Below are 18,463 nucleotides of genomic sequence, written 5' to 3'. Positions count from 1 at the left end.
GATGGTGAAAGGGGCGTCAATCTATAACCCGTGGCGTAACCCGAAACTGGCGCTGGAGCGTCGCAACCTGGTGCTGCGCTTACTGCAGCAGCAGAATGTGATAAACCAGGAGCTGTACGATATGCTGAGCGCCCGTCCGCTGGGCGTGCAGCCGCGCGGCGGCGTGATCTCTCCACAGCCTGCTTTCATGCAGATGGTGCGCCAGGAGTTGCAGGAGAAGCTGGGCGATAAGGTGAAAGACCTCTCCGGCGTGAAGATTTTCACCACCTTTGACTCTGTCGCCCAGGATGCTGCGGAAAAAGCGGCGGTCGACGGTATTCCGGTGCTGATGAAGCAGCGTAAGCTGAGCGATCTGGAAACCGCGATGGTGGTGGTCGACCGCTTTAGCGGCGAGGTCCGCGCGATGGTCGGCGGCGCAGAGCCGCAGTTCGCAGGCTATAACCGCGCCATGCAGGCGCGCCGTTCGATTGGCTCGTTGGCGAAACCGGCGACCTATCTGACCGCGCTGAGCCAGCCGAATACCTATCGTCTTAACACCTGGATCGCCGATGCGCCGATCGGCATTCGTCTGCCTAACGGCCAGACCTGGTCGCCGCAGAACGATGACAAGCGTTTCAGCGGTCAGGTGATGCTGGTGGACGCGCTGACGCGTTCAATGAACGTGCCGACGGTGAACCTGGGGATGTCGTTGGGGCTTGCAGCCGTTACCGATACCTGGCAGAAGCTGGGCGCGCCGAAAGATCAGCTGAACCCGGTACCGGCGATACTGCTCGGGGCGTTGAACCTGACGCCTATCGAAGTGGCGCAGGCATTCCAGACCATCGCCAGCGGCGGCAATCGCGCGCCGCTGTCGGCGTTGCGCTCGGTGATTGCTGAAGACGGGACGGTGCTGTACCAGAGCTACCCGCAGGCCGAGCGCGCCGTTCCGGCGCAGGCGGCCTACATGACGCTGTGGACGATGCAGCAGGTGGTGCAGCGCGGGACAGGCCGTCAGCTCGGCGCCAAGTACCCTGGCCTGCACCTGGCGGGGAAAACCGGGACCACCAACAACAACGTCGACACCTGGTTTGCCGGGATCGACGGTCGTGAAGTGGTGATCACCTGGGTAGGTCGCGACAACAACCAGCCGACCAGGCTGTACGGCGCGAGCGGGGCGATGTCGATTTACCAGCGCTACCTGGCGAACCAGTCGCCGATCCCGCTGGATTTGACGCCGCCGGAAGACATTGTCGATATGGGCGTCGATGACAACGGCAACTTTGTCTGCGGCGGCGGCGGTATGCGTACGTTGCCCGTCTGGACCACAACGCCGGATCAGCTGTGCCAGCAGGGCCAGATGATGCAGCAGCAGACGAATAATCCATTTGCGCCTTCGTCGCAACAACCGCAGCCGCAGCAACCGCCGCAGCAGCAGAATGAGAAGAAAGACGGCGACGGTGTCGCCGGGTGGATTAAAGAGATGTTTGGTAGTAACTGATACTTGCCATGCAGCGAAAAGCCGCTTCACGATGAAGCGGCTTTTTTTATCATGATATTTGCATTAATTTTACGTGTTTTTTCTTTGCGGTTTTTTTGTGAATATGCCTTTTATTAATTTAGTTTAATTAAATTGAAATATTAGAATAAATAACGCTTGGTTTTATATTATGGAAACAGCAGGTTATGCATGGATGCGTTGACGTGTCGTTAGCCTCCGTATAGACAAACTAGAGAATTTTCTGATTCAATATAAACAGGAGATTGAATATTGCTGTTAATTATATTTTTGTTTATGGCTAATCATCTTCTGAATTAAATAACGCATTATTTCTTTGTGTGTTTTATACGCGCTGTATGGATTTGATTTATTCATTATTTTAAATAAAGGATTGTTCATGAATAAATATATTGTTTCTTCGTTCCTGGCTGGAAGTGTTGCGGCGATGCTATCGACGTCCGCGTTCTCATCGGCGAATGATTCTGGCACGGTGAATTTCTCCGGAAAAATTGTGGCTGACACCTGTACGATTAATGTCGATGGCTCAGGGACCAATGCGTCAACCGTGACGTTTGCGGATACCTATCCCTCGGATTATGTTGGCGGTGATGGAGCGATAGGGACGTCAAAACCGTTCAAAATCGAGGTGACAGGGTGCGATCCGCTGGTTGCTAATCTGAACCTTAAGTTCAGCGGTACAACGACGGATGCAGGCTACAAACGTCTGCAAAACGATCTCTTAGGTGCAGGTGATGCCACCAATGTGGGGATTACCGTTAAAAATGACAACGGCGCAAAAGGCGATGTGCTGTTTGACGGCTCGACGCCAGACAGTACGACGGATGTCGCCAACAATACGGACGGCACGACAGCATCGGTTTTTAACTACACCGCGAATGTTATTCAGGTTGGCAGTACGGCACCGACTGCAGGTAAATATGCGGCGTCAGCCACATTTGAGGTCGTTTACCGTTAATTACGTTAAGGGCGGCTGTAGTCTGGCTGCCTTCGTCAGGTTCAATACAAAGATGAACAGAGTATTAAAAGTATTATGCGGATGTTTGATCGCGAGTTGTTGTTCTGCTCAGGCCAGTATTGTTCTTGGCGGTACACGTATTATTTATCCATCCAATAAATCTGAAGTTCAGATTGCGTTAAAGAATAAAGATCAGCATACCCGCTACCTGGTACAAAGCTGGGTTAGCGATATCCATGATGCAAAAGCGCCGTTTGTTATTACCCCGCCTGTTTACAAGTTGCAGGAAAATCGGCAGACGCTTTTACATATTATTTTTACCGGCGATAAAAAAACGTTGCCCAAAGACAGGGAGTCGCTGTTCCTCGCTAACGTAAAGTCGGTTTCAGCGTTGTCTCCTGAGCTGAAAGATAAAAATACGCTGCAATTCGCCATGAAGACGCGGCTCAAGCTGTTCTGGCGCCCGGCACAGCTCAGTGAATCCGATGCGCTGAAGGCCTGGGAGAAAATCACTTTTCGTCGCCAGGGCGCGCAGCTTATCGCCAAAAACCCGACGCCGTTCTATGTCTCTTTTGGTCAGTTATCCGTTGGCGGTAAAGCTGTGTCGGCCGTTGACGCTAAATCGACGCCTGGGGCGCTGACCATGATGGTTGCGCCCTTCAGCGAACAGAACTTCACGTTGCCGCCCTCTGCTAACGGCCCGGTGACCTGGACGGCCATTAGCGATTTCGGCGCGCCGACGCGCCAGCGCCAGCAGGCGTTGTGAATTTCCATGGAAGGAGCGTATGTCCCTGTCATTGCGGTGGTGTTGGTCGGTATTGATGAATGGGGTAGCGCTGGCGTTGCTGGCGCTGTGCCAACCGGCTTGTGCGGAGGACGAATTTAATTTACGAATCCTGGAACTGGACACGCCGCTGGAAAATACCGCTACGCTGAAAAGTTTTATCAGAAATAACGGGCTGCTGCCGGGCAAGTATCCCACCACGGTCATGTGGGGAAAAGCGGTCATAGATAAACGTACCATTACTTACTCGCTGTCGGATGATAAACAACGTCTGATCCCTGTATTGACCAAAGCCGACTTGCGAGAGTTTGGCGTTAAAGTGGACAGCATTCATGGGCTTAATGGCGCTGATGACCGTACCCGGGTTGACGACATTGCTCACTTTATCGATGGCGCCAGATATGACGTGAATCTGGACGATCAAACGCTTTCCCTTGTTATCCCACAGGTTTATCGCGATCAAACCGCGGCGGGAACGATCGATGCCAAATCCTGGGATGATGGCGCGTCTGCCGTCTGGGCCAGCTATCAGCTGAGTGGTTCGCAGCAGCAGTCGAATGCCGGTAAAACAACCTCAACCTGGCTTGGGCTAAATTCCGGTGTGAATCTTGGGGTGTGGCGGCTTCGTAACAATAGTACATGGAGCGATTCTGCCGGGTGGGATGCAATCAGCACGAGTCTGCAACGTGATATCAAAGCGTTAAAAAGCCAGTTAGAAATCGGTCAGACATCGACGAATGGGGAACTGTTCGACAGTGTACAGATGCTCGGCATCAAGCTGGAAACTGACACCAGCATGCTTCCACAGAGCCAGCAGGGTTTTGCCCCGGTTGTCCGCGGTATCGCCAACAGCGATGCAAAAGTGACGATCAAACAAAATGGTTACACTATCTATCAGGCAAACGTGCCTCCCGGCCCGTTTGAGATTCGCGACCTCAGCCAGGTGACGGCAGGCGCGGACCTGGACGTTAGCGTGGAGGAGGCGGATGGCACCGTACGCAGCTTTATTCAGGCCAGCGCGTCGGTACCCATTTTGCAGCGTGAGGGCGCGCTTAAGTACACTTTTTCAGCGGGTAAATTCCGTGGTAATGAGGGTGAGGAGGAGCCCGCATTTGCCCAGGGGACCGTGATTTATGGTTTGCCCTACGGCGTCACGGTGTATTCCGGCGTACTTGGCGCATCGCTGTATCATGCGGCATTAGCGGGTATTGGGGCCGATCTGGGGCGGTTCGGTTCGGCGTCTGTGGATGTTACCGCTGCGCGCACCGTCTTTGACGATGGCCGCGATGATGCGAATGGGCTCTCCTGGCGTACGCAGTATTCCAAAGACATTCCCGAAACCGATACCACCGTGACGCTGGCCAGCTATCGTTATTCGACTTCCGGGTTTTACACCTTTCAGGAGGCTATCGATCAACGTGATAACCATATTGACGATGGCATTTATACCTATCGCCGCGTCAACAATCGTCGTAGCCGCTTGCAGGTTAATTTATCTCAGAGTCTTGGAAACCTGGGGTCAGCGTACCTTAACGCCTACCAACAGGATTACTGGGATATGAACGGGCATGAGCGCAGCGTCAGCGCCGGGTTTAGCTCCAGCTGGCGGGATATTTCCTGGTCAGTGAGCTACGGCCTGACCAGAACGCCGGATGCGGATGATGACCGGCAGATAGCCTTCTCGGTCAATATTCCCCTGTCGCATTGGCTGGCGAACTCATGGGCAACCTACAGCGTGAACACCTCAAGCGGTGGTTACACTTCGCACCAGGTTGGGATCGGCGGAACGGCGCTTGACGACAATAACCTCAGCTACAACCTCCAGCAGAGCTACACCAGCAATAATACCGGCTATGGCGCGAGCGTCTCTGGCCGCTATCGCGGTTCGGCAGGGGAGTTGGGGATGGGTTACAGCTACAGCGGCGATAACAAGCAGTGGAACTACAGCGCGCAGGGTTCCGTTGTCGCCCATCAGCATGGCGTCACTCTCGGTCAGACGGTACGCGATGCGTTCGCCATTGTGCATATTGCCGACGGCGATAACGTGAAAGTGCAAAACGGGCGCGGTATTTACACCGACCGTTATGGCAACGCGATTGTGCCCATGCTCACCACCTATCGGCATAACGCGATTACCGTGAATACGCAGGATCGTGAGGATATTGATATTGACGCGGCCACGCAGGATCTCATTCCGACGAAAGGGGCCGCGGTATCGGCCTCCTTCGATGCGCGAGTCGGGCGGCGGGCGCTCGTCAGCCTGCGTTTTCACGGTAAGGTGATTCCCTTCGGCGCGGTGGTGGCGCTGGACGGTACGACGGCGATTGTGGGTGATGATGGGGAGGTGTATCTCTCCGGCCTTCGTGGGACGGCCCCTTTTCATGTGCAGTGGGGGGAGGGTAACGCAAACCAGTGCGCGGGTACGGTCACGGTGCCGGACGATCGTGAAACAGGCATTTTTAGAACGACAGCAATCTGTCGTTAGGGAGAGTCACAGTGAGTCAGGTTTGTGCGGCGATGAGGATTGCCATTCCCCTCTTTTCACTGGCGGTGTTGGCGGCAGCTTGTCCGGCTTTTGCGGATTGCACGTTTACGGGCGGAAATGATGGGGTGGCGACCTTTCAGGTACCCGCCGTCATCGTACTTGACCCCGATACGCCAGTGGGTACCGTCGTGTATGACGGTAATGTGGAGAGCGATGAGGTGACGCTCCATTGTAGCGGAGCGGATGAACAGATTCGTAAAGGCTATCTCGCGTTAACCGATGCCGATGCTCGCGAAGATGTTCTCCCCGGGGTGTACAAAACCAACGTTCCAGGTATTGGGATCCGCGCGGCGGCATCAACTGAGCGATTTCCCTCCTATATGGAGGAAGATATCGTCAGGCCCTGGAACTATGTGGGAAAGAGACACGGTTCTACGTCCGCAACGGCAACGTTTCGTGCGGTGGCACAGTTGGTGGTGATTGGTAACGTTCAGGATGGCTATCTTGATACCTCACGCTTAACGGCGCAGGAGATGCTGGGTGGGACCGTAATCGGCGAAATGCGTTTTTCTCCCGCCAGCGTACACATCTCAACCAATACTAACACCTGCAATCTGGTGGATAAAAACATCTATGTTCCTTTAAAAACCGTGAATACGCAGGATTTTAACGGCCAGTATTCAGACATACTTACCGACAGCAATTTCAAAATTGAAATAACAGATTGCGCCGCAGGAACGCGGGTCGACTATCAGTTTAAAAGCGCGGGTTCAACGGGGGTAACGAACGGTAATATCCTGGCGATTGCCGGTGGCGATCTGGCGGCCAGTGGGGTCGGTATTCAGATCCTCGATAAAAACGATGCCGTGATTAATTTCGATCAAGAATACAACGCCATTAGCAGCGCCAGTGATAAAGAGCCGGTAGACATTCCGCTCAAGGCGCGCTACGTCAAAACCGGGGACGTTAAGGCCGGTAAAGTCGATTCCGTCGCGACTTTCGAGGTGTATTACCGCTAATCTCAACAACCTGTAACATTATTCTGACGCTATTAACCCCTGATTTTCATCTGGTCATTTCTTAATCCCTTAACGCTTACAGGGACGCATATCGCTTGCTATGCGTCCCGCGTTTCGTCTACCATCACATGCTTATAAGAATAATTCTCGTTTACTTTATCATTTGATCATCAGAGAAAATCATGGCGCGTCCTCAAACTGCTCAGCCAGTGAATACCTCGCTGCGTAAACTTGCCGTCATTGTCGCCACGGCGATTAGCGGCCTGTCCGTGTCTGCTCTGGCAGCCGAACAACCCACAGAAGAAACCATTACCGTTACCGCCGCGCCGACCGTGCAGGAAAGCGCGTGGGGCCCGGCGGCGACGATCGCCGCAAAACATACCGCGACGGCGACCAAAACCGATACTCCGATTGAAAAGACCCCGCAGTCTGTGTCGGTGGTGACGCGTGAAGAGATGGATACGCATCAGCCCGCATCGGTGAAAGAAGCGCTGGGATATACGCCAGGGGTTACCGTCGCGACGCGCGGTGCCTCTGATACGTATGATGCGGTGAAAATTCGCGGTTTCGGCTCCGTTAACCAGAACAACTATCTGGACGGCCTGAAGCTGCAGGGCGATTTTTACAATGAAGTGATTATTGACCCCTACATGCTGGAGCGCGTTGAACTGATGCGCGGCCCGACGTCGGTGCTGTACGGAAAAAGCAGTCCGGGCGGGATTATCTCGATGGTCAGTAAACGCCCGACCACCGAACCGCTCAAAGAAGTCCAGTTCAAAATGGGTACCGACAACCTGTGGCAAACGGGTTTTGACTTCAGCGATGCTATCGACGACGCGGGCGAGTGGTCCTACCGTCTGACCGGCGTGGCGCGTTCAAACGACGACCAGCAGCAGTTCGCCAAACAGAAACGTTACGCCATCGCGCCGTCGTTCTCATGGCGCCCGGATGACAACACCGATTTCACCTTCCTGTCTAACTTCCAGGACAGCCCGGAAACCGGCTATTACGGCTGGCTGCCTATGCAGGGTACCGTTATACCGCTGGCGAACGGTAAGCACCTGCCGACGGACTTCAACGAAGGCGCGCCGAATAACACCTATTCCCTGTCGCACAAGATGGTGGGTTACAGCTTCGACCATGCGTTCGACGACACCTTTACCGTGCGCCAGAACCTGCGCTATGTCGAATCTAAAACCGCCCAGAAAAACGTCTACGGTACCGGTATCGATCCGAACAACCCGATGATGCTTAATCGCGGCACCGTGGTGGATAACGAAAAGCTGCATAACTTTGCGGTAGATACTCAGTTGCAAAGCACATTCTCAACCGCAGCCGTTTCGCACACGCTGCTGACCGGGGTGGATTTCCAGCAGATGCGCAATGACATTAACGCCACCTTCGGCACCGCGCCGCCGCTGGATCTGAGTAACCCGGACTACAGTGATTATGATTTTGGTTCTGCGGCGCCTTATCAGCAGAACAAACAAAAGCAGACCGGTATCTATGTTCAGGACCAGGCGGAGTGGAACCAGTTTGTGCTGACGGTGGGGGGGCGCTACGACTGGTTGACGCAATCTACCCGTGCTTACCAGGCGAACAACTACACCGAGCGCGACGACAACCAGTTCACCGGGCGCGCGGGTCTTAACTATGTGTTCGATAACGGCATTGCGCCGTACATCAGCTACAGCGAATCGTTTGAACCGAACTCCGGCGCGGATTTCTACGGCAATACCTTTAAGCCGTCGAAGGGCCGTCAGTACGAAGCGGGCGTGAAGTACGTCCCGGGCGATCGCCCTGTCGTGTTAACGGCGGCGATTTACCAGCTGACGAAAACCAACAACCTGATGTCCGATCCGGATCACCTGTACTCGTCCCTCCAGGGCGGTGAGATTCGCTCTCGCGGTCTTGAACTGGAGGCGAAAGCCGCGCTCAGCGCTAACGTGAATTTGACGGCGTCATACACTTACACCGATGCGCAGTACACCGACGATACAACGCTGCAGGGCAATACGCCGGAACAGGTGCCGACCCACATGGCCTCGCTGTGGGGCGATTACACCTTCAACGCCGGTCCGCTGTCCGGGCTGACGGTCGGGACGGGCGGTCGCTATATCGGCTCTTCCTGGGGCGATCCGGCCAACACCTTTAAGGTGGCCAGCGCAACCATCGTGGATGCGGTCGTGAAGTACGATCTGGCGCGTGTCGGCATGGCGGGTTCAAGCGTTGCGCTGAACGTCAACAACCTGTTCGATCGCGATTATGTCGCCAGTTGCTTTGCCACCTACGGCTGCTTCTGGGGTGCGGAGCGTCAGGTGGTTGCCACCGCAACTTTCCGTTTCTAATCTTTTAAACGGGCGCGGCTTGCCGCGCCCGGCATCAGGCGGACCGCTATGCAGGACTCTTCGATCCCATCTGAAACCACTTTTTCGCTTCGCAACGTCGCCTTCCACGTGCCTGGCCGTACGCTGCTGCATCCGCTGTCGCTGACCTTTCCTGCAGGTAACGTCACTGGGCTGATTGGCCATAATGGCTCGGGTAAATCCACGTTGCTGAAAATGCTCGGACGTCACCAGTTGCCGTCGGAAGGGGATATCCTGTTGGACGGACAGCCGCTGGACGGCTGGAGCAGCAAAGCGTTTGCCCGCAAGGTCGCCTACCTGCCGCAGCAGTTGCCTGCGGCGGAGGGGATGACGGTGCGCGAGTTGGTGGCGATTGGCCGCTACCCGTGGCACGGCGCGCTGGGACGTTTTGGCGTCGCCGACCGGGAAAAAGTCGACGAGGCGATTACGCTGGTCGGCTTAAAGCCGCTGGCGCATCGTCTGGTCGATAGCCTCTCGGGCGGCGAGCGGCAGCGGGCGTGGATCGCCATGCTGGTGGCCCAGGACAGCCGCTGCCTGCTGCTTGACGAGCCGACCTCCGCGCTGGATATCGCCCATCAGGTTGACGTGCTGGCGCTGGTGCGCCGTTTAAGCCAGCAGCGCGGGCTGACGGTTATCGCCGTATTGCATGACATCAACATGGCGGCGCGTTACTGCGACTACCTGGTGGCGCTGCGCGGCGGCGAGATGATTGCAAAGGGGTCGCCGGAAACGCTGATGCGCGGCGAAACGCTGGAGCAGATTTACGGTATTCCGATGGGGATCCTGCCGCATCCGGCAGGGGCTGCGCCGGTCAGTTTTGTCTATTAAGGGATAACGCTCTGTGATTAGCCGCCGACGTTTACTGACGGCTTTGGCGCTCTCGCCATTGCTCTGGCAGATGCCGCGCGCGCAGGCGGGCGCGGTAAACCCGCATAAGGTAGTCGCGCTGGACTGGCTGCCCGTTGAGCTGCTGCTGGCGCTCGGCGTCACGCCCTATGGCGTTGCCGATTTACCCAACTACCGGTTGTGGGTTAACCAACCGTCGCTTCCGGCGTCGGTGATTAACGTTGGCCTGCGCACTGAACCCAACCTTGAACTGCTTACGCAAATGCAGCCCTCGTTTCTGGTCTGGTCGTCAGGATATGGCCCTTCGCCGGATAAATTCACCCGGATTGCCCCAGGCGACGGCGTGACCTTCAGCAACGGCGTCAATCCGCTCGCCACCGTGCGTGAGTCGCTGATAACACTGGCGCAGCGGTTAGGACGGGAAGCACAGGCGCAGCGCCATCTGAGCGATTTCGACCGCTTTATTGAACAGCGCCGGGCGAATTTTTCCCGCCCGCACCGCCCGCTGCTGCTGGTCAGCCTGCTTGATGCCCGCCATATGTTGGTATTTGGCAGAAACTGCCTGTTCCAGCCTGTGCTGGATGCGTATGGGCTGGTCAACGCGTGGCAGGGGAAAACCCATTTCTGGGGCAGCGACGTGGTGGGTATCGACCGGTTAGGCGATTTTAAGGATGTTGATGTGCTCTGCTTCGATCACGGCAACGAGCCTGAAATGCAAAAACTGATGGCAACGCCGCTGTGGCAGGCGCTGCCGTTTGTTCGCCAGCAACGTTTTCAGCGCGTACCGGCCGTCTGGTTTTATGGCGCGACGCTGTCGGTGATGCATTTTGTCCGCCTGCTGGAGCAGGCGCTGGGGGAAAGGTCATGAGATCGCGAATGGCGCCTTTGCCGGCGCTGCTGTTGCTCGCCCTGCTGGTCGCCGCCGCCGGACTCTGCTGGCATAACCTGAACGTGGCGCTGCCGCGCACGCAGTGGCGGCAGGCGTTCTGGCAGCCGGATGTCGACCACATCGCGCAAATGATTTTTCACTACAGCCTGCTGCCGCGGGTGGCGGTCTCTTTGCTCGTCGGCGCAGGGCTTGGGCTGGTCGGCGTGCTGTTTCAGCAGGTGCTGCGCAACCCGCTGGCGGAGCCGACCACGCTCGGCGTGGCCACAGGCGCCCAGTTGGGCATCACCATTACCACACTGTGGGCGATACCCAGCGTGCTGAGTACGTCGTTCGCCGCGCTGGCGGGAGCCTGCATTGTCGGCGCGCTGGTGTTCGGCGTTGCCTGGGGCAAACGGCTGTCGCCGGTGACGCTGATTCTGGCGGGGCTGGTGGTGAGCCTGTACTGCGGCGCAATAAACCAACTGCTGGTTATTTTTCACCACGACCAGTTGCAAAGTATGTTCCTGTGGAGCACCGGCACGCTGACGCAAACCGACTGGCAGGTGGTGCGGCAGCTGTGGCCGCAACTGCTCGGCGGCGCCATGCTGACCTTACTGCTGCTGCGCCCGCTGACGCTGATGGGGCTTGATGACGGCGTGGCGCGCAATCTGGGGCTGGCGCTGTCGCTGGCCCGGCTGGTGGTGCTTACGCTGGCTATCGTGATGAGCGCCCTGCTGGTCAACGCGGTGGGGATTATCGGCTTTATCGGCCTGTTTGCGCCGCTGCTGGCGAAAATGCTGGGGGCGCGGCGCCTGCTGCCAAGGCTTGTGCTGGCGCCGGTTATCGGCGCGTTGATCCTCTTGCTCTCCGACCAGATGATTCTTTGGCTCGCTCAAGTCTGGAGGGAGGTCTCCACTGGCTCGGTGACCGCGCTGATTGGCGCGCCGCTGCTGCTGTGGCTGTTGCCGCGTCTGCACAGCATCAGCGCCCCGGCGATGGACGCGGGCGATAAGGTGGCGGCCGAGCGCCAGCACATCCAATGGTGGTCAGCGTGTGGGGTTGGTCTGCTGCTGCTGACCGTCGCAATCGCGCTTTCCTTCGGGCGCGCTGAGCATGGCTGGTTCTGGGCGTATGGTGAAGAGCTTGATGCGCTGCTGGAATGGCGAGGGCCGCGCATGATGACGGCGCTGACCGCCGGGATGATGCTGGCGGTGGCGGGCTGTATGATTCAGCGTCTGACCGGCAACCCGATGGCCAGCCCGGAAGTGCTGGGCATCTCCTCCGGCGCGGCGTTCGGCGTGGTGCTGATGCTGTTTTTTGTACCAGGAAACGCCTTTGTCTGGTTGATGCCTGCGGGCAGTGTGGGCGCGGCCGTCACGCTGCTCGTCATTCTACTTGCCGCCGGGCGCGGCGGTTTTTCACCGCAGCGGATGCTGCTTGCCGGGATGGCGCTCAGCACCGCGTTCACTATGCTGCTGATGATACTGCAGGCCAGCGGCGACCCGCGGATGGCACAGATCCTGACCTGGCTTTCCGGCTCGACGTATGACGCCTCCTGGGGGCAGGCGCTACGGACCGGTGCGGTGATGATCGTGCTACTGGCGCTGGTGCCGTTGTGCCGTCGCTGGTTGACGATACTGCCGCTCGGCGGGGAAGCGGCGCGTGCGGTCGGTATCGCGCTGACGCCGACGCGCGTTGGTCTGCTGCTGCTGGCGGCCAGCCTGACGGCGACGGCGACCATGACCATCGGTCCACTGAGTTTTGTGGGATTAATTGCGCCGCATATCGCCAGGATGACCGGCTTTCGGCGGACGATGCCGCATATGGTGATGTCGGCGTTGATGGGCGGGATACTGCTGGTGTTTGCCGACTGGGGCGGACGGATGATGCTGTTCCCGTACCAGATCCCGGCAGGGCTGCTGTCGACCTTTATCGGCGCGCCATACTTTATTTATCTGTTAAGAAAGCAGAACCGATAAAAACGCCCGGCGGGTCATGCTCGCCGGGCGTAAAGACTCAGAGTTTAGCAAACGCCCGGCGTGCGGCATCAATGGTGCTATCGATATCGGCTTCGCTGTGCGCGACAGACATAAAGCCGGCTTCAAACGCGGACGGCGCAAGGTAGACGCCTTCTTCCAGCATCAGATGGAAGAAACGCTTGAAGCGCTCGACGTCGCATTTCACCACGTCCTGGTAGCAGGTGACCGTTTTGGCATCGGTAAAGAAGATGCCGAACATCCCGCCGACGTTATTGACCACCAGCGGAATACCCGCTTCTTTCGCGGCTTCCAGCAGGCCTGCGGCCAGTTGATTGGTCAGTTCGGTCAGCGTTTCATGAATACCCGGCTGAGCGACTTCGGTCAGGCAGGCAAAACCAGCAGCCATGGCGATCGGGTTGCCGGACAGCGTACCGGCCTGATAAACCGGCCCGGTCGGCGCCAGCGCTTCCATCACGTCTCTGCGTCCGCCGAAGGCGCCCACCGGCATACCGCCGCCGATGATTTTGCCAAGGCAGGTCAGGTCAGGCACCACGTCGTAGTAGGACTGGGCGCCCGCCAGCGCGACGCGAAAACCGGTCATCACTTCGTCGATGATCAGCAGCGCGCCGAATTCGTCGCACAGCGCGCGCAGACCAGGCAGGAAATCCGGCTGCGGCGGGATGCAGTTCATGTTACCTGCGACCGGCTCAACGATGATGCAGGCGATATCCTGCGGATACTGCTCAAAGGCCGCACGAACAGAAGCCAGATCGTTATAGGTGCAGGTCAGGGTATGTTTCGCGAAATCCGCCGGTACGCCCGGGGAGTTCGGCTGGCCCAGCGTCAGGGCGCCGGAGCCTGCTTTCACCAGCAGGCAGTCGGCATGGCCGTGGTAGCAGCCTTCGAATTTGATGATTTTGTCACGGCCGGTAAAACCGCGCGCCAGGCGGATAGCGCTCATGGTCGCTTCGGTACCGGAGTTCACCATGCGCACCATATCCATGGTCGGCACCAGTTCGGTGACCAGCGCCGCCATTTTGACTTCCATTTCGGTCGGCGCGCCAAAGCTTAAGCCGCGCTGCGCCGCTTCAATCACCGCGTTGCGGATGGCCGGATGGTTATGGCCCAGCACCATTGGGCCCCAGGAGCCGACGTAATCGATGTAGGCTTTGCCGTCGACGTCATACAGATACGCGCCGTCGGCACGTTCGATAAACAGCGGTGTGCCGCCGACGCCGGTAAAAGCGCGGACCGGCGAGTTGACGCCGCCGGGGATAAGTTCGCGCGCCGCGCTGTAGAGATGTTCTGATTTGCTCATTGCGAGGGTCCTGGTTCGTAGAAAGCGTGTTAGCCAACTATTCTAAATTATTCTCAGAAAGTTATGAAAGTTTTGCCCAATTGAAACAATGCGAAAACGACAAGTATTTTTTGGCGACGTCTTGCGCCACGCTGAGTACAATGTTTTTTTGTGATTTGTATTACCAATAAATGATACGGGCATGAAAGCAGAATCTCCTTCTTTTGAATCACAGCAAATTCTCCGCCTGCGTCGCCGCCATGTGGTGCGCCACCTTTTGAATCGCGATAAAACGCCGCTGGCGATTTTATTGATGGCCGCGCTCGTCGGCACGCTGGCCGGACTGGTCGGGGTGGCCTTCGAAAAAGCTGTAAACGGGGTGCAGAACTGGCGCCTCGGTTCACTGGCGCACGTCGCCAACTATGATGTTATCGTCTGGCCGCTGGCGTTTATTCTCTCCGCGCTGCTGGCGATGGTCGGGTATTACCTGGTGCGCCGTTTTGCCCCGGAAGCCGGTGGCTCGGGCATCCCTGAAATTGAAGGGGCCCTGGAAGAGCTACGTCCGGTGCGCTGGTGGCGGGTGATCCCGGTGAAATTTATCGGCGGGATGGGTACCCTTGGCGCCGGTATGGTGCTGGGACGGGAAGGACCCACGGTACAGCTTGGCGGTAATGTTGGTCGGATGGTGCTGGATCTGTTCCGAATGCGCAGCGCCGAGGCGCGCCATACGCTGCTGGCGACCGGTGCCGCGGCGGGACTGGCGGCTGCATTTAACGCGCCGCTGGCCGGGATCCTGTTCATCATTGAGGAGATGCGCCCGCAGTTTCGCTACAACCTGATCTCCATAAAGGCGGTGTTTACCGGCGTGATTATGTCGAGCATTGTCTTTCGGGTGTTCAACGGCGAATCGCCGCTGATTGAGGTCGGGCAACTGGCGAATGCGCCGGTCAATACGCTGTGGCTGTATCTAATCCTCGGGATGGTGTTTGGCTGTTTTGGGCCGTTGTTTAATATGCTGGTGCTGCGCACCCAAGATCTGTTTCAACGCATCCATGGCGGCGACATCAAAAAATGGGTGCTGATCGGCGGTCTGATTGGCGGCCTGTGTGGCGTTCTCGGGCTTATCCAGCCTACGGCGGCGGGAGGCGGTTTTAACCTGATCCCCATTGCTGCCGAAGGGAATTTCACCATCGGCCTGCTGCTGTTCATTTTCTTCGCCCGCGTGATTACCACCTTATTGTGCTTCTCTTCCGGCGCGCCGGGCGGTATTTTTGCGCCAATGCTGGCGCTTGGGACGCTGCTCGGGACTGCCTTCGGCATGGCGGCAGCGGCCTGGTTTCCGGCCTACCATTTGGAAGCGGGGACGTTTGCCATCGCCGGGATGGGGGCATTGCTTGCCGCCTCTTTGCGTGCGCCGTTAACGGGGATCATCCTGGTGCTGGAGATGGCGGATAACTATCAGCTCATTTTGCCAATGATTATTACCTGTCTGGGTGCGACGCTATTGGCGCAGTTTCTCGGCGGTAAGCCGCTCTATTCTACGATCCTGTCCCGCACGCTGGCGAAGCAGGATGCCGAACAGGCACAGAAAGCAAAACAAGAAGCCGGGGAGAATACTTGAACGAAATAGTCGGGTATTAGATAATGGCTCAAAAGATCGGGTTATTCTTTAACCGGGTTGAAGAATCAACGGGAGTAAGAAATGAGTGATGACGTAGCGCTGCCGCTGCAGTTTACTGATGCCGCAGCCAATAAAGTAAAGAGCCTGATCGCGGATGAAGACAATCCGAACCTGAAATTGCGTGTGTATATCACCGGTGGTGGTTGCAGTGGTTTCCAGTACGGTTTCACCTTTGACGACCAGATTAACGACGGCGATATGACTATCGAGAAACAGGGCGTCGGTCTGGTTGTTGACCCGATGAGCCTGCAGTATCTGGTGGGCGGCGCGGTCGATTACACCGAAGGCCTGGAAGGTTCGCGCTTTATCGTGACCAACCCGAACGCGAAAAGCACCTGCGGGTGTGGCTCTTCATTCAGCATTTAACGCTGCTGTATTGACCAAAAAGCCGTGTTTGTAAGCACGGCTTTTTGCTATCGACCATTATCATCCAGCGCAAATGTCGGCAGCTTCAGGTGCCAGCGGATAGCCGCAAGACGGATGCACAGCGTCACTATCATGCCGAGCATCGCGGCGTTTTCCAGCGGTATGCCAAAGGTATCGTGCGCGGTGGCGTGGGCAATCCCCCCGATAATACAGGCGGTGGCGTAGATTTCCGTTCGCAGAATCATCGGAACTTCACGCGCCAGTACGTCGCGGATAATTCCGCCGCCGACCCCGGTGATGACCCCCATGCAGATAGCGACCAACGGGCCGCTACCGGCGATAAAGGCTTTGTTGACCCCAATTCCCACGAAGACCGCCAGCCCCACGGCGTCGAGCACGGGCAACATCCACTTCGGCAAACGGCGCGGCTGACGGACCAGCAAAATCGTCAGCATGCTGGTGACCATCGCGACGACCAGATCGGTAGGATCTTTCACCCAAAATACCGGGCCATTGGCCAGCGCCATATCGCGGATAGTACCGCCGCCGACGGCGGTCACGACGCCGAGCACCAGCACACCGAAAGGATCCATGCGGAGTTTTCCGGCCAGTAAGACGCCGGAGATAGCAAATACGGCTGTGCCAACAATATCCAGCCAATAGACAAGCATCGTTGCGTTTCCCGTTAGTTAACCTGCGCCAGCGCAGAACAGAGTTGTTTCGCGGCGAGGATAATACGTGGGGACGCGCGTTCAAACCAGTCAGTATTTAGCGCAATAACCGGAATCGTGAGCTGGTCGCCCCAAAACTGCTTAACATGTGCGACGTCGTTGCTATCGCCTGCGGTCACAATGACCTGCGGATGGCGCGCCAGCACCTGTTCGCGGCTGATTTGCGGCCAGGGCACCCGACTGTCGGCAAAAACGTTTTCTCCGCCGCACAGGCGCAGAATCTCGTTCTGAATCGAATCATTATTGCTGGTAAAGAGCGGATTCGTACCGAACTGCAGGAAAACACGCTTTTTGGGCGTTTGCGCATAGCGGGTTTTCAGCGTTTCATATTCCTGAAGCAGGGACTGGGCCGCCTGGCGCGCTTTTTGCGGCTCCGGGCTCCAGACCGCCAGCTGGCGCAGCATGTCGGCAATTTGCTCAATACGGCTGGTGTCTACCCACAGGACTTTGATGCCGAGCGACGTCAGCTGGTTAACCTGCCGCTCGGCGTTGCCGCCGCGCCAGGCCAACACCACGTCAGGCTTCAGCGCCACGATGCGTTCGAGGTTGATTCCCTGCCAGCTGGCGACTTGTTCAATGTGTGCCGCCTGCGGGGGGTAATCGGAAAAACTGCTGATGCCGACGGGCGTAATACCGGCGGCGAAGGCAATTTCGGTGTTGGCGGGGGAGAGTGTGATAACCCGCGGCGCGGCAAACAGCCACGCCGGGAGCAGCAGCAACAGGGCAAGAACGCCCCGCAAACGCCGGTTACGCATGCGCCAGTTTCTGCACCAGCGTCTCAACCATCAGGCTGGACTGCTTCGCGGCAATGGCGAGGAATTCGTCGAAGCTCAGGTGCGACTGCTGGTCGGCAACGTCAGAGATGGCGCGAACCACGACGAACGGGACGCCGAAGTTGTGGCAGACGTGAGCAATGGCGGTGGCTTCCATTTCAACGGCAATCGCCTGCGGGAAGTTGTGGCGAATTCTCGCCAGCCCAACGGAACCATTGATAAACGCATCGCCGCTGACGATAAGCCCGCGCACCGCGTTCAGGTTCAGCGCTTTGATGCAGCTTTCGGCGGCGTCAATCAGTCTGGCGTCGGCGGCGAAACCTGCCGGGCAGCCCGGAAGCTGACCATATTCGTAACCAAAGGCGGTAACGTCGGCGTCGTGGTAGCGCGCTTCATCGGATACCACGATATCGCCGACTTTCAGCTCTGCCGCCAGCCCGCCAGCGGAACCGGTGTTGATGATGACATCCGGTTTGCAGCGTTCGATAAGCAGGGCCGCGCCCATCGCGGCAGCGACTTTGCCGATCCCTGATTTCAGCAGCGCAACGTCAGCGCCGTTCAGCTGTCCGGTGTAAATTTCGCTACCGCCGATAGTGATGGTCTGACGGTTCTCAATTTTGTCACGCAGCAGCGTCACTTCTTCTTCCATTGCACCAATAATGCCGATTTTCATAGATTTACTCGCGATATGTTAGCTTTAGAGGCATAGTCTATCATGGGACAAGCAATTGCGGACCGGGAGTGGCGATGGCAAAGATCGATTTTCGCAGCAAGATAAACTGGCGTCGGCGTTTCCGCTCGCCGCAAAGCGCGGC

15 protein-coding genes are annotated in these 18,463 nt (G+C 57.3%); 11 read left to right on the top strand and 4 right to left on the bottom strand.

The features are described from left to right. The 9 genes from JO226_RS09570 to fhuB all read left to right on the top strand — a co-directional run. Positions 1 to 1,477 (top strand): penicillin-binding transpeptidase domain-containing protein (locus JO226_RS09570; protein ID WP_293548146.1); only part of this gene is annotated, 1,477 nt, incomplete at its 5' end. Positions 1,478 to 1,874: 397 nt separating this feature from the next. Continuing rightward, the gene (locus JO226_RS09565; RefSeq protein ID WP_293548144.1) at positions 1,875 to 2,453 is read left to right on the top strand and encodes a fimbrial protein; all 579 of its coding nucleotides are present in this window, start codon (positions 1,875 to 1,877) and stop codon (positions 2,451 to 2,453) included. Positions 2,454 to 2,505: 52 nt separating this feature from the next. Next, a complete protein-coding gene (locus JO226_RS09560; protein WP_293548141.1) occupies positions 2,506 to 3,219 on the top strand; it encodes a molecular chaperone in 714 nt (237 codons plus the stop codon). Between the two features lie 19 nt (positions 3,220 to 3,238). Then, a complete protein-coding gene (locus JO226_RS09555; protein WP_293548139.1) occupies positions 3,239 to 5,722 on the top strand; it encodes a fimbria/pilus outer membrane usher protein in 2,484 nt (827 codons plus the stop codon). Between the two features lie 11 nt (positions 5,723 to 5,733). Next, positions 5,734 to 6,741: a fimbrial protein gene (locus JO226_RS09550; protein WP_293548136.1), complete on the top strand. Its 1,008-nt coding sequence runs from the start codon at positions 5,734 to 5,736 to the stop codon at positions 6,739 to 6,741. A gap of 182 nt (positions 6,742 to 6,923) precedes the next feature. Further along, the gene (fhuA, locus tag JO226_RS09545; protein ID WP_293548133.1) at positions 6,924 to 9,089 is read left to right on the top strand and encodes a ferrichrome porin FhuA; all 2,166 of its coding nucleotides are present in this window, start codon (positions 6,924 to 6,926) and stop codon (positions 9,087 to 9,089) included. A 48-nt stretch (positions 9,090 to 9,137) separates the two neighbouring features. Next, positions 9,138 to 9,935 carry a Fe3+-hydroxamate ABC transporter ATP-binding protein FhuC gene (gene fhuC / locus JO226_RS09540; RefSeq protein ID WP_293548130.1) on the top strand — a complete coding sequence of 266 codons (798 nt, stop codon included), beginning with the start codon at positions 9,138 to 9,140 and terminating at the stop codon, positions 9,933 to 9,935. A gap of 70 nt (positions 9,936 to 10,005) precedes the next feature. After that, positions 10,006 to 10,821, top strand: a complete 816-nt coding sequence (gene fhuD, locus JO226_RS09535; RefSeq protein WP_293548149.1) for a Fe(3+)-hydroxamate ABC transporter substrate-binding protein FhuD — start codon at positions 10,006 to 10,008, stop codon at positions 10,819 to 10,821. Beyond that, positions 10,818 to 12,800 (top strand): Fe(3+)-hydroxamate ABC transporter permease FhuB, encoded by a 1,983-nt coding sequence (gene fhuB, locus JO226_RS09530; RefSeq protein WP_293548128.1) that lies wholly within the window; start codon positions 10,818 to 10,820, stop codon positions 12,798 to 12,800. Before fhuD ends, fhuB begins: the two co-directional genes overlap by 4 nt. A gap of 37 nt (positions 12,801 to 12,837) precedes the next feature. On the opposite strand, the gene hemL is transcribed toward fhuB, so the two are convergent. Beyond that, complete coding sequence (gene hemL / locus JO226_RS09525) at positions 12,838 to 14,118, bottom strand: glutamate-1-semialdehyde 2,1-aminomutase (protein WP_293548125.1); 1,281 nt, start codon at positions 14,116 to 14,118, stop codon at positions 12,838 to 12,840. 181 nt (positions 14,119 to 14,299) lie between these two features. On the opposite strand from hemL, the gene clcA reads away from it, so the two are divergent. Then, on the top strand, positions 14,300 to 15,718 hold the full coding sequence (clcA, locus tag JO226_RS09520) for a H(+)/Cl(-) exchange transporter ClcA (protein WP_293548122.1): 1,419 nt from the start codon (positions 14,300 to 14,302) through the stop codon (positions 15,716 to 15,718). Positions 15,719 to 15,799: 81 nt separating this feature from the next. After that, complete coding sequence (gene erpA / locus JO226_RS09515) at positions 15,800 to 16,144, top strand: iron-sulfur cluster insertion protein ErpA (RefSeq protein ID WP_013367544.1); 345 nt, start codon at positions 15,800 to 15,802, stop codon at positions 16,142 to 16,144. Positions 16,145 to 16,191: 47 nt separating this feature from the next. On the opposite strand, the gene JO226_RS09510 is transcribed toward erpA, so the two are convergent. Genes JO226_RS09510 through mtnN form a run of 3 tightly spaced genes read right to left on the bottom strand, consistent with a single transcriptional unit; the run spans position 16,192 to position 18,321 of the window. Next, positions 16,192 to 16,815: a TRIC cation channel family protein gene (locus tag JO226_RS09510; RefSeq protein WP_293548119.1), complete on the bottom strand. Its 624-nt coding sequence runs from the start codon at positions 16,813 to 16,815 to the stop codon at positions 16,192 to 16,194. A 14-nt stretch (positions 16,816 to 16,829) separates the two neighbouring features. Beyond that, the gene (gene btuF / locus JO226_RS09505; RefSeq protein WP_293548116.1) at positions 16,830 to 17,630 is read right to left on the bottom strand and encodes a vitamin B12 ABC transporter substrate-binding protein BtuF; all 801 of its coding nucleotides are present in this window, start codon (positions 17,628 to 17,630) and stop codon (positions 16,830 to 16,832) included. Further along, positions 17,623 to 18,321, bottom strand: coding sequence for a 5'-methylthioadenosine/S-adenosylhomocysteine nucleosidase (gene mtnN / locus JO226_RS09500; RefSeq protein ID WP_293548113.1), 699 nt, complete (start codon positions 18,319 to 18,321; stop codon positions 17,623 to 17,625). The genes btuF and mtnN overlap by 8 nt, the downstream gene beginning before the upstream one ends. Positions 18,322 to 18,463: the final 142 nt, after the last annotated feature.

It is taken from the genome of Pluralibacter sp., assembly GCF_019237635.1.
GTDB lineage: Bacteria > Pseudomonadota > Gammaproteobacteria > Enterobacterales > Enterobacteriaceae > Enterobacter_B.
This window is presented reverse-complemented; position numbering and strand designations above follow the sequence as displayed.

Coding starts and splice junctions, on each gene's coding strand:
- fhuD (WP_293548149.1), top strand. CDS start 10,006: ATGCCGCGCGCGCAGGCGGGCGCGGTAAACCCGCATAAGGTAGTCGCG.
- JO226_RS09555 (WP_293548139.1), top strand. CDS start 3,239: ATGTCCCTGTCATTGCGGTGGTGTTGGTCGGTATTGATGAATGGGGTA.
- JO226_RS09565 (WP_293548144.1), top strand. CDS start 1,875: ATGAATAAATATATTGTTTCTTCGTTCCTGGCTGGAAGTGTTGCGGCG.
- JO226_RS09560 (WP_293548141.1), top strand. CDS start 2,506: ATGAACAGAGTATTAAAAGTATTATGCGGATGTTTGATCGCGAGTTGT.
- mtnN (WP_293548113.1), bottom strand. CDS start 18,321: ATGAAAATCGGCATTATTGGTGCAATGGAAGAAGAAGTGACGCTGCTG.
- btuF (WP_293548116.1), bottom strand. CDS start 17,630: ATGCGTAACCGGCGTTTGCGGGGCGTTCTTGCCCTGTTGCTGCTGCTC.
- fhuC (WP_293548130.1), top strand. CDS start 9,138: ATGCAGGACTCTTCGATCCCATCTGAAACCACTTTTTCGCTTCGCAAC.
- fhuA (WP_293548133.1), top strand. CDS start 6,924: ATGGCGCGTCCTCAAACTGCTCAGCCAGTGAATACCTCGCTGCGTAAA.
- JO226_RS09510 (WP_293548119.1), bottom strand. CDS start 16,815: ATGCTTGTCTATTGGCTGGATATTGTTGGCACAGCCGTATTTGCTATC.
- erpA (WP_013367544.1), top strand. CDS start 15,800: ATGAGTGATGACGTAGCGCTGCCGCTGCAGTTTACTGATGCCGCAGCC.
- hemL (WP_293548125.1), bottom strand. CDS start 14,118: ATGAGCAAATCAGAACATCTCTACAGCGCGGCGCGCGAACTTATCCCC.
- fhuB (WP_293548128.1), top strand. CDS start 10,818: ATGAGATCGCGAATGGCGCCTTTGCCGGCGCTGCTGTTGCTCGCCCTG.
- clcA (WP_293548122.1), top strand. CDS start 14,300: ATGAAAGCAGAATCTCCTTCTTTTGAATCACAGCAAATTCTCCGCCTG.